The sequence below is a fragment of the Halalkalibacter flavus genome, from assembly GCF_036663575.1.
Lineage (GTDB): Bacteria > Bacillota > Bacilli > Bacillales > Bacillaceae_D > Halalkalibacter > Halalkalibacter flavus.
In genome coordinates, this window is record NZ_JAWRVK010000037.1 from 12,324 (window position 1) to 32,810 (window position 20,487).

Consider the following 20,487-nt stretch of genomic DNA (forward strand, 5'->3'; position numbering starts at 1 on the left):
CCTCTTTCTTTTTCAATTTCTTTTTAAAGAAGGTGTCAGCATGTTTGAATGGTTTACTGAAATTAAGTGGGAACATTTATATAATCCACAACTTGCAATCGATTCATTACCTTTTTTACTTGAGGGCTTAAAAATCACAATGATTATTGCCCTATTTAGTATGTTTTTTGCCTTGGTTCTTGGTACATTACTAGGAATTACAAGGATGTCAAAATTCTGGTTTTTACGCTGGCCAGCTCGGCTCTATATTTCATTTATGCGAGGAACACCTTTACTCGTTTTTATTTTTATTCTTTATTATGGTGTCCCGGTATTAGGTGTTCAATTTAGTAGTGCAATTGTTGCTGGTATTGTTGGGATTAGCTTGAATTTTGCAGCTTATATTGCTGAAGTCGTCCGTTCAGCAATTATGTCAGTACCTCGCGGACAATGGGAAGCGGCAGCTTCGTTACAAATGGGTTATGTACAAACGCTTCGCCGCATCATAATCCCACAAGCCACACGTATTGCGCTCCCACCAACATTTAATATTTTCATGGATGTTGTTAAAGGGACGTCGCTTGCATCAATCATTACAGTACAGGAATTATTATATAGTTCGCGACTCGTTGCTGGTCGAACATTTGATAGTATGACAATGTATATAACAGCAGCCCTTATCTATTGGGTTGTTTGTATCGTTATTGGTCATTTCCAAGAGAGATTAGAAAAACGGTATAATCGATATTTGAGCCGACGATAAATGAGGTGAATCAATGATTAATGTTAAAAACCTTATGAAGAAATTTGACAATGTTACGGTACTAGAGTCGATTGATTTTTCAGTAAAAAAAGGGGAAGTAGTGTGTTTGATTGGACCATCAGGATCAGGAAAGACAACATTGCTTCGTTGTTTAAATTTACTCGAAACCCCTAATGGTGGATCTATTATGATCGGCAATAAAAAGTTACAGTTTGTTGGAAAGCCGCCAAGTAAAAAAGATACGATTAAACTGCGAAGCTATTCTGGGATGGTATTTCAAGGGTTTCACCTTTTTCCACACAAGACAGTTATGGAAAACATTATTGAGGCGCCATTAATGGTTAAAAAAAGAAATAAAACGGAGGTCATTAAAGAAGGAGAGGTATTACTACAAAAAGTGGGGATGTTTGAACATCGTAATAAGTACCCAGACTCACTTTCAGGTGGACAACAACAACGAGCAGCTATTGCTCGTGCTCTTATGATGAAACCAGAAGTGATGCTGTTTGATGAGCCGACGTCTGCACTCGATCCCCAGCTTGTTGGCGAAGTGCTTCGAGTCATTGAAGATCTTGCGAAGGAAGGTCAAACGATGGTCATTGTTACACATGAAATGAATTTTGCTCGCCGAGTGGCAGACAAAGTACTATTCATGGACGGCGGTTATATTATTGAAGAAGGCCCTCCTGCTCAAGTACTTGAAAATCCCCAAGAAGATCGAACAAAACAATTTCTACGAATGATAGACGAATAACTTTATAATGTTTTTGCGGTCGTATAAAAAGCCCTTTACGGTGTGCCTGTTCAGCTCAATTACGCTGCAATGGTTTACTAAGCAATTGCGATGTATCATTCTAAACGGATGACAGTGTAGGAAATTTAGAAGGCTACAAGGGGTTCGGCAGCAACCTTATTTCGATCACTAAAAGAAGAGCAAATCCAGTAAAGGGGTTGCTCTTTTTATTCCTCTAAAGAGCCCGATTGTGGCAGATCATTGTAATCCTCTACCAGTGTTGATAAAAGAGCTACTAGCGGTTTTAGATAGAAATTGTTCTAAATCAAAGCTTCTACCAGTATCCCAGATCATTCTCATTGTTAGCCCTTCTTAAATTATTTCACCTTCACTATTGTAAGCAATATATTCAGCATCATATATTCCATCATTTTCTGTTCTAAACAATCCAAATCTCTCACCTGAACCCTTAGTAAGAAGTTTGAAATTATGAATAATATCCTCACCTTTGACAATTTGCACGCTATCTATTTCTTTATCAAATACCCTAAGCAAAATAGCGTTATACTCTTCTTCATTACTATAAGGGGAATCGAAAAATGAAAGATGGATAGGTTCATTTATCCCTTCTGGAATAAAGAAATAATCTCTTTTTTTGTTCCAAGAAAACAATGATTTTTCGAGATACATTTCCATCTCAGTACCATCAACCGTTTTAAAAAAGGCAACTGATTTATTGTCATTTATTACTTCAATGTGATGTATGTTTGTAACATTCCAATGGTTTTTAATTTCACTTGCTATTTGTTTCTTATCATCTCCTCCTGCGAAAAGCCAGATTAAAACAAGAACAATAGCAATAATAACCCACATAAAGACTTGTTTATTTTTTAAAAATATCTAAATCTCCCCCTTTTGGTTAAAACCTTCTTCCACTTTTCTGCTCGTTAGTGCAACAAGAAAAAGAGTTGCCGTAGCAACCTTTGTTAAACAAAAACTATCCGTTACTTAAAGAAGCAAAATCATTTAGCAGGCATTGAAAAAGTTATTATACTACTATTGCCTTGTTCTATTTTCGAATAAATTTCTTTAACTATTTCTTTCGCTCTGTCATTTGTGTCATATTTCCCTAATACTTTACTCCAATAGACGAAAAAGCTTCTGCTAACAACTCCTTCAATAAAATTGCCTTTTACGGTTACTTCTTTAACATTTACCAAGACCTTTGTATCTTGAGTTATAATCCATAACATAAAAGTAATCTCCCCCTTGTATTTTATCTTTCTTCTTGTGCTTTCCTGCCTCGTTACTTTAAGTACAATCCTTCACAATCTCTAATTATCTTAACATAAATATCCAATTTAACTGCCAAGTCTTATTCCATTATCTGGCCCTTTTCATGAAGAAAGACGCTTTCCTTATTTCAGAAAAGCGCCCGATCGTTGAATAGCATGACTGGCGTTTTTTAAACAACTTTATTGTTACTTAACAATACAAGGGAATCGCTTTGCTATTATTGGCCATGATGATTTAGATGAACCAGGATATATCGAGCATGCTTTCCAGCTAAATGAGGAAGACGCGAACGAATTACTTTTAATACTAAATCGAAAAAACCTAGCGAACCTCGCTAGGTTTTTTCGGTAATACCAGTCATATTTACCAATTACTCGAACACTTTATTTTTTATTTTTATATAAATACATCGTAATAGGTGCAAATATCGCCATAATGATTACGGATGCTATAATTACCCATCCAATTTGTTCAAATGTGGCCGTACCGTGCATCAAACCTCGTGATGCTGTTACAAGCAGTGAGATTGGGTTTACATCAACGAAAGCCTGTAACCAGGAAGGTAGTGTCCGTGGATCGACAAAAACGTTGCTAATGAAAGTTAATGGGAACATGACTAACATACTTACACCCATGAGGGATTTCTCTGAGCGTAAAATTAACCCAAGTGTCGTCCAAATCCAAGACAAGCTAAATGAAAATAAGATGAGAAGCGCCACTGTAGCAACTACACCAAGTGCTCCTCCTTCTGGCCGAAAGCCCATGATAAGACCGAGGGAAATCATAACCGCAGATGCTAACGTATAGCGGACAGAATCCACAAGGAGCATCCCGACTAAAATAGAAGGACGCCAAATAGGCAAGGAACGGAAACGATCGAAAATCCCTTTTGAAATATCATTGTTTAATTCCACCCCCGTGTACATCGTAATCTGTACAACGGTCATTACTAGAATACCCGGAAGAAGAAACTGCAAATATTCACTTGTCGAGCCAGCTATAGCACCGCCGAATAAGTAGGTGAACATTAACAGGAACATGATTGGAAACGCGGTAACATCTAAAAGCTGTTCAGGGACGTATTTTATTTTAAGAAGAGCACGCCAGCCTATTGTCATAGAAGAGCTTAAACCATTAGGTCTTTGCGGACGTGTACGTACTGATAATACTTTTTGGATTTTATCCGTCATCGATTGGTCTACTGTCGTTTGATTGGATGTTTTCACTGTACTGCCTCCTTGACTTTTTTATTTTTATCCGTTTTACTCTCCTTATCAGCTTCTTCTTCTAAAGGAGGTCGTCCTGTCAATGTAAGAAATACTTCATCAAGGCTAGGTTGACCAAGTGAAAAATCAGTAACCGTAATATTAGAACGAATCAATTCTCCTAATGCGTCTGTTGCCTGCTCCGTGTCCGAAACTTGTGCTGAAAGTGCAGTCGGATCAGAGGCAAAAAGAATAGGCACATTTAGCTTTTGAGCAAGTATTTTTTCTGCCTTTTGTCTTTCTTTTGGGTCTAGTAAACGAACATGTAGCGTACTTGAACCGACAGATGATTTAAGCTCCCCACTCGTTCCTTCCGCAATAATTTTACCTTGATCAATGACAGCAATCCTGTCAGCAAGTTGATCTGCTTCTTCTAAATATTGCGTAGTCAATAATACAGTAGTTCCTGAGTTAACTAATGCTCGAACGATATCCCACACTTGATTTCGGCTGCGTGGATCCAGCCCTGTCGTTGGCTCATCAAGGAATAACAATTCCGGTGTAACGACAATACTTGCCGCGATATCTAATCTGCGCCGCATACCACCAGAATATTTCTTCACTTGGCGATTTGCAGCCTCCTCCAACCCGAAGGCATTCAACAATTCCATCGCTCTCTCCTTCGCTTGCCTTCTTGAAAAACCTAAGAGCCGACCAATTAAGATAAGGTTTTCTAACCCAGTTAAAACCTCATCTACTGAAGCATATTGTCCCGTCAAGCTTACCCGACTGCGAATTTCATCTGCTTCTTTTACAAGATCATAACCAAGTATACTTGCACTGCCGCCATCTGGCGGAAGTAGTGTAGCAAGCATTCTGACTGTAGTTGTTTTACCAGCACCGTTCGGCCCTAAGAAACCATATACAGTCCCTTTAGGTATCGTTAAGTTTACACCATCTACGGCACGATTTTTGCCAAATTCTTTGACAAGACTCTTTACTTCAATTGCTAATTCTTGTGACTTGTTAAATGTTTTGTTCAAGCTTTTCACTCCTTCTTAAATTCCATTCTTTTTTAATCTTGGTTGTTTTTCTGTTCAATCACAACCTATATATTCATATCGAGCATAACCTAGTCATCAACATTTTCTAATTCCTTTTCTGGAGTAGCACCTTCTTTAAGCCAGACTACATACGATCCATCCTTTGAAAACTTACCCAGCCTGAATTGGGAAGAATATGATGTGGGTCCGCTAGTCTTGCTTGAATGAGTTCATCTCTAACCAATTTAGGAAAAGGAAAGTCAGCAAGGTTTTCGCCATGCAAATGACCTAATTCTTTATTTTTATAGCGAAATTCCACTCCTCCAAACCGATGTGGATGCTCGCTAACACCATCCCAGCTAAGAAGCTCCTGTCTTAATGATTCAAGTATCATTCGCCTCACCCTTTCTTAAATATGTTTATAAACAATTAGTTTTGTATTGATATGCGTACTGAAATAAAACAAATGTCAAAATGTTTTCGCAGCTTGAGTAGCTTCCTGAAGACCTTCCTCAATAATAGCTTTACTTTGGTCAGGAAATTGATTATGCCCTTCAATGACAACCGTTGTAATGTTTGTAATACCAAAAACGTTCAAATGATTCTTAACAAAACTTACAGCCATTTCAGAAGAATCCCCTTCTTCGTATACCCCTCCTCTTGCGTTCAATAAAGCCACTTTCTTATTAGGTAATAGACCTACTAAGCCTTCAGCTGTATACTTAAATGTTTTACGCGGGTAATGCATGTAATCCAGATAGGAGTGTAGAGCGGCTGGAACAGTTAAGTTCCAAAGTGGAAAAGCAATGACCAATTTATCAGCTGCGATAAACTGTTCTAGATGCTTAATAACAATATCATGTACCTCCTTTTCTTGTGGTGTAAGTTCCATTCCCTGAGATGCTTTAAAATTTCCACTAATCATAACATCACCTAAATAAGGCAATGTTTCTTTATATAAATCGAGTTCAATCACCGAATCATTTAGATGGGATGCTCTATAGCTTTCCAAAAATGCATCATATAATTTCCCCGTAACAGATCCTTGACGATTGTTCGCTTTAACAAATAAAGTTGTTGTCATTTTAATCTCCTCCAAATATGAGTAATAGTGAAACTTAATCTAAACTAACTTCAGCCTTCTAACTGGATGCTTTTTCTCTTTGCTCTGCCAAACTGAAAATAGTAAAACATCAGAATGCCTACATGCAAAGCAGCAAGAACGAGAAATATATTGCTGTAAATAATACCTGTTGGATAGATATTTGCCGGGTTCCAATGGTCATTGGAGCCAAGGTCCACCACCTTACCGTAAACCCCTGAAGCCATTCCCCCAGCAATGAAATTTAGCATTGATAAAAGTCCCATTCCCACTCCAGCCTGTTCCTTTGGCAACGTCATTGAGACTGAATTGGACATCGCAATCATCATAAAGGTTTGCCCCACATTACCGAAAATCAAAAAGATAGAAATGAATACGGGAGATATTCCAGTGAAGGTTGAAAGCAAAATAAAACAGGTCAATAACAATCCAGATGCAACAAAGTAGAGATACGAATTCCCTTTCAAGTCTGCTAGTTTACCACCCTTTCTCCCAAGTATTGCTGAGGCTAGTGCAGCAGGAACCATCGCAAAACCGATCCAGCTAGGTGATAGATGATGTACATGGGCCAAAAGCAATGGGCTTAGAAAATAAAGAGAAAAACCAATTCCGCTAATTAGAAAAGTTATTGTAAGTCTGAGAGTATAGTTCTTATTTGTAAAAAGCTTGGGTTGAATAAACGGATCGGAAACGGAACGAATTCGCACTATGAACAGCGCTAAAGCGAGTAAACCGCCAATAGTAAACCACCATGTTCCACTCGTAACACCTAAAAGCAGCAAGGTTAAAGCAGTAGCCAGAAAACTACCACCAACCCAATCAAGTTTTCCGGGATCCCCTTGCTCATCCCCTAAATTTTTCCGGTAAAAGGGCAATGTAATTAAAATGAAGGGAGGGATACAGAATAACCAGCGCCAATGCGCAACACTTACAATTAATGCAGAAATAACCGGACCAAGAGCGCTACCAAGAGCCAAGCCTATGAACGCTGTACCCATAGCTGAACCTCTCTTCTCAGGAGGAAAGTAGCGTAATGGAATAATCATAGCTGTTGCTGGGATAGCAGCAGCTCCTACTGCCTGTAAGCACCTTCCGACAAGTAACATCCAGTAAGTTTGGGATACAAGGCCAATCAGTGAACCGAAAGCAAAAAATAACAATCCAAACGTTAGCAAATTTTTGAGTTTATATCGGTCTGCCAGCTTCCCGTAAATGACTGTTCCTATCCCGTAAATCAAAGCATACGATGAAGTGACCCAGCTTACTTGAGCAGTAGTAAGATCAAAAGATTTACTAATTTCGGGAAGTACGAAGTTGAACATCAATACGCTCATTGCTGAAAGGACAAGTGTGAACATCACAATACGCATTAATTTCTTTCCTGTTTGTTGAGATACCTCCTTTTCCATTTTCCATAGCCACCCTTCAATTAAATCTTGTTTAACAAAGATAAATGTCTGTCTGTACTGACTGTCATATTGTTGGTGAAAAAACTAGGGAGTTAAAGCCCTAGTGAATGTTTGCACACTCTCCATAATAAATGTTTCTAGAGACACAGATGGAAAGTTATCATTGGAATCCAGGTTGTTCATAAAAGCGCCGAAATTCAACATCATGAACGACAACGCCTGTAGCTCTGGGTCTGTTCGAATCAGCTTTCCTTTTTCGTACATAGCCATAAAATAATTGGTCAAAATATCCAGTAACTGCCGAGGGTGTATTTGTGTTCTTTCTCTAAACCCGGGTAAATTACCTTCCTCCTTGATGCTAATCATAATCATTTTCCGGTTACGATTCATGATTTTATGATATGTCCGACTGATTAGGAGCAAATCTATTTGCAGTTCCCATACGAGTTTCTCGTTAAAAAGTTTTGTCATTTCTTCGGCATAATGAAAACGGTCAAATGCCTTTTCGAGAAGATTTTGTTTGCTTCCAAATCGGCGAAACAGCGTTTTTTCACTCAAACCTGCCACAGTAGCAATTTCTTGGGTAGATACACCATTGTAGCCTTTCTCCGCTATTAGATCAATCGCTGCCAACAGTAGCTTATCATCGTTGCTTAAATTATTACCGCTGCTCATACTTTCATCCTTCCTAATTGACTGTCAGTACTCACTGTCATCTGATTACATTGTATTTATCTGTTTTAACTTTGTCAAGATAAATTTCATTTTTGTTTACATAATCCTATGATCGTTTTTCCCAAATCAAATAACAATAAAGTCGTTAAAAACCTAAGTAATCTTCCACAAATGCACCCGGTTGAAGGATCTTAAGTATTATGTCTTGTTGAACTCCTTCTTAGTAGTCAATAAATCTATAAATTTAGATTACGACTATTTTTAATACTGTTCCCCGTAATAATTTCTAATATAAATCTAATTATTTATTTACAACACTTTTTGCATTTGGCAAACTTTTTTAAATGAAGGAAACATTTAAACCTATAAGGTATATGATTTATGAAGGCAAATATAAACAAAAAGTCTAACTTGAATAAATAATCATTAGTAAATTAATAAGCTTTGATGTAATTGGGAAGGACCACAGCGAACTGATGGTCATTTGTCCAGATACCATTTAAATGTAATTGACAAATACAAATAATTATTGCGACAATCGTTATCATTACGATTTAAGACAAGGAATTATAACTATCAACTGGCAGGAGGTAAAATGAGACATATTATTATATCTTTATTAATCGTTTATATTGTTATACCATTTCCAGCAACTGCGCATGTGAAATGGTTCACATCAGAAGGGCCTATTAAAGCTCCTCTTGAGGAAATCCTTTCGCCATTGTTTATCGCACTTAGTTTAATCATAGCAGTTTTTTTAGGGACACTTCCACAACTTTCAGCAAAATTAATGAGTTTCAGTTTAGTAAAAATTACCGATCAACGATTAGCATCTTTAAGACCGTTCACATCTATATTGTTAAGACTGGGAGTTGCTTTTTCTTTAATGCTTCAACTACTTTCTGGAAGTATTTTAGCGCCAGAGATCCCTTTAACACAAATGACCCTGTGGATTGCCATTTTAACAATCAGCTTGCTTCTCATACCGAATAAAATGACAACAAACTTGGGAGCCATTGGATTATTTATTTTATTTGTTTTCGAGACTCAAACTGTTGGTATTTTCCATATGATGGATTATAGCTTTTATCCAGCTATTGTTTTTGCTTTGCTTATTCAGGAAACTAGATACCACCATGTTGGAACACCTATTCTTTATTTCGGAACAGGATTGTCCCTTTGTTGGGCTGCTATGGAAAAATGGGTGTTTCCGGAGCTTGGTATAAACATCATTGAACAATTTAATATCCCAACATTCGGTATAGAAGCATTCATCTTCATTGTTTTAAGTGCTTTTATTGAGTTTGTATTAGGTTATTTATTATTAATTGGAATCTTTAACCGCCTGTTAGCATTGTTCATCACTGTTCTTTTTTTCATGACAACAACAGCTTTTGGCAGTACCGAAATGATTGGTCATTTTATCTTACACATTATCTTAATCATTTTTATCATTGAAGGAAAAGGGTTTTATCCCACTCCAATTGAAATTCACCGATGTTTACGTCATCAAACGGTTTTTATTGTATCTAACTTTTTATTCATAAATTTAGCCCTTCTACTTCTTTATTATCGTTTTACTTAGTTGGGGTCTGTGTAGCAATGGAGAAATATTACGCAATAAGCTAAGCATTAGCGGACATGAAAAACAACCCAGAATGTATTTTTTGACTCTAAAAAAATGCTTTTTACTGAAATTAGAGTAAACTTATAGGTTAAATTATTAGGCCTAAAACCAGCAACTGACTACTGTATTTCGAGAAATTCCTAGTCTTTTTGAAACTGTCTCTGAGACAGACCTTCAACCTCTTTTAAGAATTTGATCATGGAATTGAGCTATATCGATCATCCTTTTAATCCTCTCTTTATGTAGATTGTTTGGTCACTTTCTATCATAAAGAGAGGTTAGTATAATTGGAAATCATGTGGCTCATTTTTTATGTGATCAAATTCCTTAAAAGTGGCTCAATTTTAGATTATCAAATACATACGTTTCACTTCTTGACTATATTACCTCTTAAAATATGTAAGAACTAGTTTCCAACACTACGTCGTTACTTAGTACAATCCTTCACAACACCTAATCATTTTAACATAAATATCCAATTTAACTACCAAGTGTTGTTCCTTTATATGGCCCAATTCATGAAGAAGAGCACATTTCTTATTCCAGAAATGCGCCCGATTGTGGAAGATCGTTGAAAGCCTTATTGAACAAAAGCACCAGTTTAAGTACATTATTTCACATCAGATGATTATTGTTTTTGTTTTAATATTTCTTCCTCAATTTCTTTCATAATGTCATATGCTCCTTCCGTCTTATTCGAACATATAACAGTTTTTATTGAGGTCTCAGGATAAAAAGCAGAATGGAAACTAACTCCGGGGTCATACCCCATTATGTGATATTTCAAAATCTCATTATCATTTTTCTCAATCCATACTCCATAACCATAAAAGCTATTTTTATCATTAGTTTTAATATATGGAGTAAGTAACTTGCAAGTGTATTCTTCACTTAATAATTGATTATTTATAAGTGTATCCCATAAATTTGCCACCTCATTCACGGTAACGAATGCCCCACCATCTGAACCACCTTTTACGGGCAATGAGTAAATGTTCGTCTTCCAAGTACCATTAGGGAAGTCAATATAACCAAGTGCCGTTCTTTGGGGTATAGAATCAAATTCAAAATAACCCGAGTCAGCCATACCAGCTTTTTTAAAAATATTTTCCTCAATGTAATCAGCGAATTTAAACTGACTGGCTTGCTCTATAATTAGACCAAGTAAAATGTATCCCGCATTATTATAATGAAATCTTTCACCTACTTTTAATTTCATTGGTTGATTCTGAAATAATGGTAAGAAATCTTCCAAAGTTCTTATAAGATACATCGGTTTCTTAACCCACAACTCTTCAAAGTCATCCATAACTTCCTCATCAAAGTAATCAGGTATGCCAGCCGTATGTGTTAAAAGATGATGAATGGTTATATCATTATCAAAATTAGGAAAAGAAACATTAAGACAATCTTCTAACTTTGTTTCAAAAGAAAGTATTCCATCCTCCACAAGCTGGCAAATTGCTATTGATGTAAATAGTTTACAACCCGATGCTATTCCAAATCGTGTATCGAAGCTATTCTTAATTTGCTCAGAACGATTAGCGTAACCATAACTTTTCTCTGCCAAAATTTTAATGTCATTTTTGACAAGAACTGTTCCTGAAAAGGTATTTTTACCCATAACATCGGTAATGCGATTTATAATATTGGTTTCCATTGAATCCCTCCCATACTATTTCTTCTTTCACTAAATGTACCTTTAGTTGAACAAAAAAAGAGCTGGAATCAGCACCATTGATCTTCAACTCTTGCGCCCGATTGTAGAAATAAGAAAATATTTTATGTTTAAATTTATTTTCTACAACACTATTACATACCTAACATTATTTAGTTAATATTTCTGCAAAAGCCCGAACCGGAAAAGTTCCAAATCCTTTAATTTTGGGAGATACGGCATAAAACAAGAAGTCCTTATTTGAGAGTCCCTTTAAATTACACATGTGTTCAACAATTAGTATTTCTTGTCCCAGTAAAATGGTATGTATGGGGCGAGCTCTTCCTGACGTGTCGTCTATATTTACAGAATCAATCCCGACTAATGCAGCTTGCTTATTTACTAAATATTTTGCTGCTCTCTCGGTTAAATAGGGATGGTTTTCAAAATACTGATCTGTATTCCAATGTTTATCCCAACCTGTATGAATTAAAACAGCTTTTCCTTCAATATCAAAGTCATAAAATAATTCTTCATCAATTTCTTTGTTGTTTTCATCAACATGAACAATAATTCCTTCTAAGCCAGCCATTTTATCAATGGTCGTTTCTGAAAGGTCTTTCCCATCAGGATATCTATGGAATGGAACATCAACATAAGTTCCCGTATTAGAGACCATTTCTATTTTTCCAATTTGAAATTCTGTGCCTTTTTCATAATGTTTTCGAGATTCTTCGCGACTTAGATAATCACAGATTATTGGAGCAGGAAGTCCTTTGTAAGTTATAAGACCATCTTCAATAGTATGACTTAAATCAATAAAAGCTTTATTCTTCATGTTCATTTCCACTCTCCCTTTACACTATTATTAATAAATGGCACAAGAAAATTTTAACATATTCCTAAAAAGCAAGGCTTTAAGTAAACTCTTATTCAATTAAATGGCCCTTTTCATGAAGAAAGACGGTTTCCTTATTTCAGAAAAGCACCCGTTTGCTGAAGATCGTATAATTATATGCAAGCAGCACTGAAAAGCCCCCGTTACTTTCCCGATTACTTAATAACAATTAATATTAGATTGATGCATTCCTCATTCGAATGATAGAAAAGCTTACTGATGAATTTATGATCTCATCACGAAGCTTCCAGAGGGATGGTGTAATTCGTAATTCTATGTTTGTTTGCACAAGTCTTTCTAATAAATCTCCAACAGGTTCAACAGAAAGGGGGGTAACAGCTGTTCGAGAAGCATAGTAACCAGCATTTGCATCATGGCACTCAAAAGTTTCAGATGGTAACTTGTAAGCATATAGTTGTGTTTCCCGAATTCTTTTAAGCCAAGATGTTTCTATTGCGATAATTCGATTAACAGAAGTATGGCCAAAGAAACGATTTAAGTCGTCATCTGTAGTTTCTGAAGATGACCAGAAAGCCACACGCGGGCATTCACGAGGAAAATAATAATGTGGTGCGTGTCCTTCATCAATTGCCCATACAAATGGCTGTTCCTTAGAATTGGTTTTGGGAACATGTGTTTCGAAGTAAGTAATATTAGGATCTTCACTAAAATGGAAAAGTTTCATTAAAAAATCCCCCAATGAAAAATATGTGACAATCATATTATTTAATCTGTTAAGAAAATCCTATATTTTAATATACGGCCTCTTATTCATACAGAATATGACCTTATACAAAAAGAATGAGCGCAATTCTTATTATAGAAATGCGCCCGTTTGTTGAAGATTGAAAAATGTGAAAGTGCTGCAAAAATGACTCCTCAGTTTTATTTCTTAAAAAAGGTTTCCATGTTATTAAAGCCATAGAGACTGTTACTAGCAAAGGTAATTGTTTGTCCATTAGTGTTTGATAAAAAACTTTCATTCCAATAATCAATCATAGAAGTGGACAATTCAGCTAATTCTTTATTTGCAAAATACCCTAAAGAGACATGAGGTCCATAGGAAGGTCGGCATGTTTGTAACCCAAAATATTCCTTGTATTTTTCAGTGAGACTTTTTCTCTCTTTTTCAATCATATGTAGGATGTCCTGAGATTGCGAGTTTGCCGGTTTTAGATTTGCTGCAAGACCAGCATTTCCCCACTTAATTAGTTTATCAAACTGAAATTCAATAGGTTCTTCCATGCTGATAGCTAATGGTTGTTCATCGATAGAGAAAAATTTCTTTTCTTTAAGAAAAGAATTAGGTAAATCCTCAAGTAAGTCCTCAGCATCAAATCTATACTTACGTGATACATTCTGAACATTGGCATCATTAATCCCGTCCCAAAGTGTCACATGATAAGAATGAAAGGGTAGAGGACAAAACAAATATGTACTTGGCATTTCTGGGAATAGTGTAAGCGTTTGATACAACCTTTTATACAATTCTAATTCCTCAGACGTTATATCACAGCTTAACAATTTTAAATCTCTATTTTCGTCCAAAGGTAACAAGCGGTCTCCCGGATTATCAAACAGAATAGAAAAACCTTTAAATTGAGACCATTGAGGTATAAATCCAGCAATTTTAGGGTTAGTAATTAAAAACATATACAACCTCCATTTAATAACCATATTTGTCGTGATGTGTAATTACACAACAACCAAGTACAAATTTTTATATAAACTGTTTTAAGTACACTGTTACTATTTCTTAACCTATAATCGAAATTCCTTGTTTAACTAAGTCTTTAGTAAAAAATATAACAGGAGCTGTCGTAGTGACAACTCCTGTTTTCAATTACTAGAGCTTAATAAGCTTTATTTCATTAAATGGCCCAATTCATTAAGAAAAGCGCATTTTTTCCTCTAGAAATGCGCCCGATTGTTGAAGATACTATAAGTTATCATAATACCTCGTTAAAAATTTCATCAACCCACTCGGGCATCTCTTCAATATTGAGTTTTTTAGACAAGGCTTTATGCACCCTTTTAAATTCTGGAATCATTAATTTATAAGCATTTACAATACTTTGCTGGTTTCGATTACAATCCCAGCTTTCAAGAAGACTTAATTGCCATTCTTCTAATTTAGAACGCTCTCCTTCATATTTAGACCAACTACCAGGTTCATTTGGAAGGTAACCTTTTTCAAGGTACCAACCTGTAACAATTGACCAACGCATCCAATCGACACTTTGAAGAGCATAATAGGTCTCATTACGCATGACTCTTCTATATGCTTCATGTAAATAACCGAAAAATTTTCCTCTCCAAGTATCAAATTCATCAAAGGTTAATTCGTATATTTTTTCTTGTGATTTTTCTTTCGCTTCTTTTACTAATCCATACGGGTCATAATCAATATCAGCTTCTTCCTTTAAATAAATTGAAGCTTGTAAATCTTGAGGTTTATAATAAAAAGTGTCCACTTTAACAAAATTCTTAAAATGTGCAATAGAATAAGGAACAAAAGGACCTCTATCTTCAAAGAAAAGAACATCTCCCCAATTTTTAGCACGTTCTTTCTTTCTAGTAATGTGTTTGCTATGAGAATCTTCCGTTACAACTACACGGAGGTCTAAATCAGAATACAAATCATCATTTCCTCTTGCAATAGATCCACCATAGAAAATAGCTAAAACTTCTTCATCTTTTGATAAATCATTTTTAATAGCAGTTCTTAATTTTAGCCTTTCCTCTTGCAATTTCCCATCTCTTTCTTTGTGTCTAGTTACAAATCCCACACAACATTACAAAACACACTCCTTTTTTATATTAAACATAGCATTTATAATATTAAATTCACCCTTTAACCTATTATTCCTTCTTATCTATTTGTCCCTTTACTTGAATAAGAAAAAGCGATCCTCTTATTGAAGAATCGCGCCCGATCGTTATTGAAGTAATGCACCCTTTAGCTTAATAAGACTTTTCCGTTTTAACTAAATGCACCCTTTACTCGAATAAGAAAAAGGGTACCTACTTAATTGAAAATGGAACCCGTTCAAGCTGTAAGATGATGATAATAAGTGATTGCTAATTTGATATGCTCTTCTTTATATCAGAAATAACCTATGCTTAAATTAAAAAGATTTATAATAAAGAACGGTAGAATGTAATTCTCCATTTGCCGATTTAGCATAATAAGGGATTTTACCAGCATGAATATAACCAATTGAAGAATAAAGAAGATTTGAAGGGTCTCCTTCTCTTGTATCAAGAACTAATAATGACCTGCCCTCCTGTTTGGCTCGTTCTTCAGCTTTCTTCATAAGTGAACTACCAATACCATTACGTCGATAATTAGGATGTGTCATTAGTTTTTCAATTTCAGCTCTATGACCACCATTCTGCTTAGTACATAGCTGTAATTGTACGGTTCCAACTATCTGATTGTTTATTTTAGCGACAAATAGAAGCACTTCTGGATTTAAGACATTCATCCAATATTTATTAGCATCCGAAAATTGCAGTGGTGGTAAAAAGCCAATCGATGCGTCATCTTCTACTACCTGTATCAGAAGTTCGGAAAGTTCATCAACGTGTTCTTCAATAATTTTCACTTGTTCAATTTTCACATTATTAACCAACAACATCACCTCAATAAATATATTACTTCCTTTTAATAGAAACCTATGTATTCGATTAGCGAACTAATTCGACAAAATACCTAACAATACCTATTCTTATTAAACAATCCTGCCAATTACTTTAAGTACGATCTTTCACAACCTCTAATTATTTTAACATAAATATCCAATTTAACTACCAAGTGTTATTCCATTATCTGGCCCTTTGGGGATTCATGAAGAAAAACGCTTTCCTTATTTCAGAAAAGCGCCCGATTGTTGAAGATTGTTATATAAGGAGCCTAGAGCTAAAAATGCGAATTTTGTACACTAAGCTATTTTTATAGGTTTTCGGCTTTTTTTAGGTTAACTATTGCAACAAGGTACACATTGTTGCTTTCGAAACCACTTTCTTGTAAATAATGACTTTAGTGATTTAATTGAAAAAGGTACTTGATATCGATATAAAGACTCGTATTTCCATGCTTCACGATTGATCATGTTTTGTTTGCGTTTATGTTCTTCGATGATAAATTGGTAATCATTCATAAGTGAACTCTCCCTTTCGTATTAACCGCAACAAGTGTTGATGGTGTCTACTTCCGTGTCTTCTTTGGTAAAAAAGAATTCCCATTCGTGACCATCTGGGTCAGTAATCCAAAATTTGTCTTGTCTTGCATAGCAACATGTTGTATCGTTCTCATCACGTGAGAAGAATCCTTCCTTATCTAATCTATCCTTGTTCTTTATTAATTCTTCTATACTGGCGACTTGGAAACCGAAATGATTGATATGGTTCCCTTCCACACGTTGAACGGGGCGCAGCGTGAAATTTAACCCAGGGTCTTCCAACAAAAACTTCGCATAATTCGGTTTCACCTTTACAGGTTCGGTCCCAAATAACTTCGAATAAAAGGAAATAGACGCATCTAAGTTTGTTACATTTAAACCAACATGGATATTCATACTTGTTATTCCTCCTAATGGATTATTTATATCAATTTTTTTTGATGCATTGATCAAAAAAATTTGTTAACAACACGTAGGGCGAAACAGGCAACATAATTCAGGAGACAATAAGTGATTAACCTGGCTTTGATTCAGTTCATAGTAGTTCCATGTTCCTTTCTTTTCCTTCTTAATCAGATCGGAATCCATTAAGATTTTCAGGTGATAAGAAAGTTTCGATTGGGGCATCTCCATAATCTCACAAAGGTCGCATACACATACTTGACCTCGAGTGCATAATTCATTCATTAACTTTAAACGCTTTGGATCAGCCAACGCTTTAAACGCTTTTGCATAATGTTCAAATGTTTCTTCATTTGCAGGGGTAGGTATAATTTGGTTCTGTTCCATTTTTATCTCATTCCTCTATACATCAAAAATATTTGATTTATTTATAATATATACTACGCTCGTTGATTTCGCAACTGAAATATCAAAAAAAATCGATATAAAAAGAAGAATCCAGAGGTTCCCTTACTCTTCCTATTTCCTCAACAATCTGGCCCGATTGTGGAAGATCAAGGCAAAGACTGTTGAAGCCGATTTTAGTCCTTCTTTGATTAACTTAGCTTAATTATTAAATAAAGATAATCCAAGGTAAACTGCTGCCCCCCACATTACTAAGGCTGATATTTTATTCAATACCAACATGAAGCTTCCGGATTTATCGAGTTTTCCACTCATTCTGCCAATTAGTGCAAGTCCTAAAAACCAACTCCACGAAACCAAGATACATGAAACAGCAAATATTACTTTTTCTTCCCCCTCGTATCTTAACGAACTTGGTCCAATTACACCCATCGTGTCCATTATTGCATGAGGGTTAAGTAAGGAAACAGATACCGCAAACAACACTTGTTTCTTTAAAGAAAATTTCTTCGCAATTTCTTTTCTTTCATTATTCGCTTTACTATTCCATGTGGTCCATCCCATATAAATTAAAAAGATAAAACCTCCCCCAATAAGTATAGTTTTAATCCAAAGTGAACCTAGTATAAGTAATGAAACACCTAAAACAGACACCAAAATCAAAAGCGTATCACACAAAGAGACTGTAATCACAACTGGTAATGCTTTAATAAAACGTGGTTGTAGTGCTCCTTGATTAAAAACAAAAATATTTTGGACACCAAGAGGTAGAATCAATCCTAGTGCAAGAATAAATCCATGAATAAATGGTTCTAACATCCAAAGTTCTCCCTTTCTTACATTGTATTAAACTAGTCTTAGTTTAGTTGGAGACATTAACCATGTCTCCAACCAATTGGATGGATTATAAACCAACCAAATAATATAATAGATAATAAAATAAATAAAAAGGAGAACGATTTGATGTTTTCAATCGATTGGAAGCCAAATAAGTCTTCACCTGTACCATTACATAAACAAATAACTGATTTTATTAAAGAAAAAATATCGAATGGTGAATGGACTATAGGATATAAGCTCCCTCCTCAACGCACGTTAGCAAAAGCTTTGGAAGTAAATCGAAGTACAGTTGTTACTGCTTATGATGAATTAACAGCGGAAGGACTAATTGAAGGAAAAACCGGCAGTGGAACAAGAGTGGTTAATAATACATGGAACCTTTTAGCAACAGCCCCTCCCCCGGATTGGAGTTCCTACGTAAATTCTGGAATTCACGAACCCAACTTGCCAACGATTCAAGAAATAAATCAAGCTGAATTTATTCCTAACATAGTCCGTTTAGGAACCGGAGAATTATCGCCAGACCTCATGCCTGGCGCTTCAATGAAACAAGTTTTCGAAAAATTGTCTACTAGAGTAATTTCTTATGGCTATGAAGAACCAAAGGGCTTACTACAACTCAGGGAGCAAATAAGCAGTTATTTGAAAACAATGGGAATTCAAGCGTCCCCCTCTTCCATTTTAATCGTTTCAGGTGCTTTACAAGCCTTACATCTTATTAGTATTGGGTTATTACATAAAGGCTCTACTGTATTTACAGAAAAGCCTTCTTATCTTAATTCACTACATGTCTTCCAGTCAGCAGGTATGCAATTAGTTGGCATCCCTTTGGATAAAGAAGGAATTAAAGCAATTGATATTCCACAGTATAAAAAACAACATAAAGCTGCTTTACTTTATACAATTCCTTCCTTTCACAACCCTACTGGAACGTTAATGACTATTGAAAGACGTAATCAATTGTTAAACATCTGTCAACAAGAACAATTACCTTTAATTGAGGATGATGTTTACCGAGAATTATGGTTCGATGAGAAACCACCAAAACCGCTTAAGGCTTTTGACAAAAGTGGACTTGACCTATATTTGGGAAGTCTATCTAAAACTTTAAGTCCAGGTCTTCGAATTGGTTGGATAGTTGGTCCAGAACCAGTCATTGAGCGCTTAGCAGATATTAAAATGCAAACCGATTATGGTTCTAGTTCTTTATCACAGTGGGCAGCAGTAGAATGGTTTTCCAGTGGACTTTATTATCAACATCTTAATGAAATAAGAAAACAACTTAAAATACGAAGAGATTTTACATTGAAAACTTTGAATAAGTATTTTTCTAATATTGCAACATGGGAAAAACCAAGTGGAGGATTTTATGTTTGGGTACGCTTATTACCGTCAATCTCTATAAGAAAACTATTTGAAACTGCACTTGCAGAGGGCATATTACTAAACCCTGGAACCGTCTATGATGAACAGGCTGACCAATATCTACGTCTTTCCTACTCTTTTGCATCTCTTTCAAATTTAGAAGATAGTCTACGCCGTTTATCCATAATAATAAGAAAACTAGTCTAAAAGGAGTACAGGCAGGAAAATACGATTACAACAATAATAATTTCCCAATTTTAAAAGCCCAATTTCTTAGCATTATATAAGAGAAATTGGGCTTTTCTTGAACTCTATAATTGAAGATAGAAGGCTGTTGAAAACATTTCACTCATATTGAACATTAGCGCCTTTAAAAGGAAAGAGCACTACCCTTATTCAATGAAGCGCCCGATCGTTGAAGATCACTAAAGTTTTCTATTAGCTGGTTTAATTAAATAGAAAATCAACGGAAAAATCCTGATTAAATGAATGCGATAGTTCATTTCGTTAGCTTGGTAGGCATGTGGCGGAATCACTAATCATACAAAAATATTCTTTATTACTATTGACATGAAACTACTCCCACAAAATAAACTCAAGAAGAACACTAGGTGGCGTAACACGAATAAAGGTTTATAAGCATAGTGGCGTTACAACTAGTGTTCTTAGTTAATAAATATTTAAAAGTAGGATATTTAGGAAATGATGAGTGAACTACAAATATTCGAATGGTTAAAAAAACATAATGCTCCTTTTGCATTGAAATTAAAAGTGATGGAACTTTTCCAAGTCAATACATTACTTGTAGAAATGGATAAAGAATTAATAGAAAAAGAAAGGCAAGTCACGATTCTGCGTAAATATGTTTTAGGTAATTAGCTGAAAAGAGCGTTAATAATATAAG

Annotated in this window: 22 protein-coding genes and 2 pseudogenes; 6 read left to right on the forward strand and 18 right to left on the reverse strand. The window is 35.4% G+C overall.

All coding sequences use genetic code 11. The features are described 5' to 3' along the window. Positions 1–40 precede the first annotated feature (40 nt). Together SAY88_RS19240 and SAY88_RS19245 are read left to right on the forward strand one after the other, a co-directional pair. A complete protein-coding gene (locus SAY88_RS19240) occupies positions 41–742 on the forward strand; it encodes an amino acid ABC transporter permease (protein WP_332633775.1) in 702 nt (233 codons plus the stop codon). Between the two features lie 13 nt (positions 743–755). Then, positions 756–1,496 carry an amino acid ABC transporter ATP-binding protein gene (locus SAY88_RS19245; RefSeq protein WP_332633776.1) on the forward strand — a complete coding sequence of 247 codons (741 nt, stop codon included), beginning with the start codon at positions 756–758 and terminating at the stop codon, positions 1,494–1,496. A 351-nt stretch (positions 1,497–1,847) separates the two neighbouring features. Here SAY88_RS19245 and SAY88_RS19250 read toward each other — a convergent pair whose 3' ends face one another. Then, positions 1,848–2,348: a hypothetical protein gene (locus tag SAY88_RS19250; RefSeq protein WP_332633777.1), complete on the reverse strand. Its 501-nt coding sequence runs from the start codon at positions 2,346–2,348 to the stop codon at positions 1,848–1,850. A gap of 149 nt (positions 2,349–2,497) precedes the next feature. Next, positions 2,498–2,728 carry a hypothetical protein gene (locus SAY88_RS19255; RefSeq protein ID WP_332633778.1) on the reverse strand — a complete coding sequence of 77 codons (231 nt, stop codon included), beginning with the start codon at positions 2,726–2,728 and terminating at the stop codon, positions 2,498–2,500. 232 nt (positions 2,729–2,960) lie between these two features. Here SAY88_RS19255 and SAY88_RS19260 point away from each other — a divergent pair. Continuing rightward, a pseudogene (locus tag SAY88_RS19260) lies at positions 2,961–3,122 on the forward strand (SAV0927 family protein); the annotation flags it as partial. 32 nt (positions 3,123–3,154) lie between these two features. On the opposite strand, the gene SAY88_RS19265 reads toward SAY88_RS19260, so the two are convergent. The 6 genes and pseudogenes from SAY88_RS19265 to SAY88_RS19290 form a co-directional block, all read right to left on the reverse strand. Beyond that, positions 3,155–3,961, reverse strand: coding sequence for an ABC transporter permease (locus SAY88_RS19265; protein WP_332633804.1), 807 nt, complete (start codon positions 3,959–3,961; stop codon positions 3,155–3,157). Positions 3,962–3,993: 32 nt separating this feature from the next. Continuing rightward, the gene (locus SAY88_RS19270; protein WP_332633779.1) at positions 3,994–5,019 is read right to left on the reverse strand and encodes an ATP-binding cassette domain-containing protein; all 1,026 of its coding nucleotides are present in this window, start codon (positions 5,017–5,019) and stop codon (positions 3,994–3,996) included. A gap of 166 nt (positions 5,020–5,185) precedes the next feature. Then, a pseudogene (locus SAY88_RS19275) lies at positions 5,186–5,413 on the reverse strand (luciferase domain-containing protein); the annotation flags it as partial. Between the two features lie 75 nt (positions 5,414–5,488). Next, positions 5,489–6,103 carry an FMN-dependent NADH-azoreductase gene (locus SAY88_RS19280; protein WP_332633780.1) on the reverse strand — a complete coding sequence of 205 codons (615 nt, stop codon included), beginning with the start codon at positions 6,101–6,103 and terminating at the stop codon, positions 5,489–5,491. 50 nt (positions 6,104–6,153) lie between these two features. Then, on the reverse strand, positions 6,154–7,530 hold the full coding sequence (locus SAY88_RS19285; protein WP_332633781.1) for an MFS transporter: 1,377 nt from the start codon (positions 7,528–7,530) through the stop codon (positions 6,154–6,156). Between the two features lie 84 nt (positions 7,531–7,614). Next, a complete protein-coding gene (locus SAY88_RS19290; protein ID WP_332633782.1) occupies positions 7,615–8,205 on the reverse strand; it encodes a TetR/AcrR family transcriptional regulator in 591 nt (196 codons plus the stop codon). Between the two features lie 595 nt (positions 8,206–8,800). On the opposite strand from SAY88_RS19290, the gene SAY88_RS19295 reads away from it, so the two are divergent. Beyond that, the gene (locus SAY88_RS19295) at positions 8,801–9,790 is read left to right on the forward strand and encodes a hypothetical protein (RefSeq protein WP_332633783.1); all 990 of its coding nucleotides are present in this window, start codon (positions 8,801–8,803) and stop codon (positions 9,788–9,790) included. A 670-nt stretch (positions 9,791–10,460) separates the two neighbouring features. Here the strand turns inward: SAY88_RS19295 and SAY88_RS19300 are convergent. The 10 genes from SAY88_RS19300 to SAY88_RS19345 form a co-directional block, all read right to left on the reverse strand. After that, entirely contained in the window at positions 10,461–11,492 is a 1,032-nt protein-coding gene (locus tag SAY88_RS19300) for a serine hydrolase domain-containing protein (protein WP_332633784.1), read from the reverse strand. A 166-nt stretch (positions 11,493–11,658) separates the two neighbouring features. After that, positions 11,659–12,333 (reverse strand): cyclase family protein, encoded by a 675-nt coding sequence (locus tag SAY88_RS19305; RefSeq protein WP_332633785.1) that lies wholly within the window; start codon positions 12,331–12,333, stop codon positions 11,659–11,661. A 229-nt stretch (positions 12,334–12,562) separates the two neighbouring features. Next, a complete protein-coding gene (locus SAY88_RS19310; protein ID WP_332633786.1) occupies positions 12,563–13,072 on the reverse strand; it encodes a DUF6886 family protein in 510 nt (169 codons plus the stop codon). 200 nt (positions 13,073–13,272) lie between these two features. Continuing rightward, positions 13,273–14,040: a hypothetical protein gene (locus SAY88_RS19315; RefSeq protein ID WP_332633787.1), complete on the reverse strand. Its 768-nt coding sequence runs from the start codon at positions 14,038–14,040 to the stop codon at positions 13,273–13,275. Positions 14,041–14,336: 296 nt separating this feature from the next. Then, positions 14,337–15,137 (reverse strand): nucleotidyltransferase domain-containing protein, encoded by an 801-nt coding sequence (locus SAY88_RS19320; RefSeq protein ID WP_332633788.1) that lies wholly within the window; start codon positions 15,135–15,137, stop codon positions 14,337–14,339. 378 nt (positions 15,138–15,515) lie between these two features. Further along, on the reverse strand, positions 15,516–16,028 hold the full coding sequence (locus SAY88_RS19325; protein WP_431308897.1) for a GNAT family N-acetyltransferase: 513 nt from the start codon (positions 16,026–16,028) through the stop codon (positions 15,516–15,518). A gap of 339 nt (positions 16,029–16,367) precedes the next feature. Beyond that, positions 16,368–16,550: a hypothetical protein gene (locus SAY88_RS19330; protein WP_332633789.1), complete on the reverse strand. Its 183-nt coding sequence runs from the start codon at positions 16,548–16,550 to the stop codon at positions 16,368–16,370. A gap of 21 nt (positions 16,551–16,571) precedes the next feature. Next, positions 16,572–16,967, reverse strand: coding sequence for an ArsI/CadI family heavy metal resistance metalloenzyme (locus SAY88_RS19335; protein WP_332633790.1), 396 nt, complete (start codon positions 16,965–16,967; stop codon positions 16,572–16,574). Between the two features lie 66 nt (positions 16,968–17,033). Beyond that, complete coding sequence (locus SAY88_RS19340; RefSeq protein WP_332633791.1) at positions 17,034–17,360, reverse strand: ArsR/SmtB family transcription factor; 327 nt, start codon at positions 17,358–17,360, stop codon at positions 17,034–17,036. 219 nt (positions 17,361–17,579) lie between these two features. Beyond that, positions 17,580–18,197 (reverse strand): LysE/ArgO family amino acid transporter, encoded by a 618-nt coding sequence (locus SAY88_RS19345; protein WP_332633792.1) that lies wholly within the window; start codon positions 18,195–18,197, stop codon positions 17,580–17,582. A 144-nt stretch (positions 18,198–18,341) separates the two neighbouring features. Between SAY88_RS19345 and pdxR the strand changes: the two genes are divergently transcribed. Together pdxR and SAY88_RS19355 are read left to right on the forward strand one after the other, a co-directional pair. Further along, the gene (gene pdxR / locus SAY88_RS19350) at positions 18,342–19,790 is read left to right on the forward strand and encodes a MocR-like pyridoxine biosynthesis transcription factor PdxR (protein WP_332633793.1); all 1,449 of its coding nucleotides are present in this window, start codon (positions 18,342–18,344) and stop codon (positions 19,788–19,790) included. A 495-nt stretch (positions 19,791–20,285) separates the two neighbouring features. Further along, positions 20,286–20,462, forward strand: coding sequence for a hypothetical protein (locus tag SAY88_RS19355; RefSeq protein WP_332633794.1), 177 nt, complete (start codon positions 20,286–20,288; stop codon positions 20,460–20,462). The last annotated feature ends 25 nt before the right edge of the window (positions 20,463–20,487 follow it).

Coding starts and splice junctions, on each gene's coding strand:
- SAY88_RS19240 (WP_332633775.1), top strand. CDS start 41: ATGTTTGAATGGTTTACTGAAATTAAGTGGGAACATTTATATAATCCA.
- SAY88_RS19245 (WP_332633776.1), top strand. CDS start 756: ATGATTAATGTTAAAAACCTTATGAAGAAATTTGACAATGTTACGGTA.
- SAY88_RS19250 (WP_332633777.1), bottom strand. CDS start 2,348: ATGTGGGTTATTATTGCTATTGTTCTTGTTTTAATCTGGCTTTTCGCA.
- SAY88_RS19255 (WP_332633778.1), bottom strand. CDS start 2,728: ATGTTATGGATTATAACTCAAGATACAAAGGTCTTGGTAAATGTTAAA.
- SAY88_RS19265 (WP_332633804.1), bottom strand. CDS start 3,961: ATGACGGATAAAATCCAAAAAGTATTATCAGTACGTACACGTCCGCAA.
- SAY88_RS19280 (WP_332633780.1), bottom strand. CDS start 6,103: ATGACAACAACTTTATTTGTTAAAGCGAACAATCGTCAAGGATCTGTT.
- SAY88_RS19285 (WP_332633781.1), bottom strand. CDS start 7,530: ATGGAAAAGGAGGTATCTCAACAAACAGGAAAGAAATTAATGCGTATT.
- SAY88_RS19290 (WP_332633782.1), bottom strand. CDS start 8,205: ATGAGCAGCGGTAATAATTTAAGCAACGATGATAAGCTACTGTTGGCA.
- SAY88_RS19295 (WP_332633783.1), top strand. CDS start 8,801: ATGAGACATATTATTATATCTTTATTAATCGTTTATATTGTTATACCA.
- SAY88_RS19300 (WP_332633784.1), bottom strand. CDS start 11,492: ATGGAAACCAATATTATAAATCGCATTACCGATGTTATGGGTAAAAAT.
- SAY88_RS19305 (WP_332633785.1), bottom strand. CDS start 12,333: ATGAACATGAAGAATAAAGCTTTTATTGATTTAAGTCATACTATTGAA.
- SAY88_RS19310 (WP_332633786.1), bottom strand. CDS start 13,072: ATGAAACTTTTCCATTTTAGTGAAGATCCTAATATTACTTACTTCGAA.
- SAY88_RS19315 (WP_332633787.1), bottom strand. CDS start 14,040: ATGTTTTTAATTACTAACCCTAAAATTGCTGGATTTATACCTCAATGG.
- SAY88_RS19325 (WP_431308897.1), bottom strand. CDS start 16,028: ATGTTGTTGGTTAATAATGTGAAAATTGAACAAGTGAAAATTATTGAA.
- SAY88_RS19330 (WP_332633789.1), bottom strand. CDS start 16,550: ATGAATGATTACCAATTTATCATCGAAGAACATAAACGCAAACAAAAC.
- SAY88_RS19335 (WP_332633790.1), bottom strand. CDS start 16,967: ATGAATATCCATGTTGGTTTAAATGTAACAAACTTAGATGCGTCTATT.
- SAY88_RS19340 (WP_332633791.1), bottom strand. CDS start 17,360: ATGGAACAGAACCAAATTATACCTACCCCTGCAAATGAAGAAACATTT.
- SAY88_RS19345 (WP_332633792.1), bottom strand. CDS start 18,197: ATGTTAGAACCATTTATTCATGGATTTATTCTTGCACTAGGATTGATT.
- pdxR (WP_332633793.1), top strand. CDS start 18,342: ATGTTTTCAATCGATTGGAAGCCAAATAAGTCTTCACCTGTACCATTA.
- SAY88_RS19355 (WP_332633794.1), top strand. CDS start 20,286: ATGATGAGTGAACTACAAATATTCGAATGGTTAAAAAAACATAATGCT.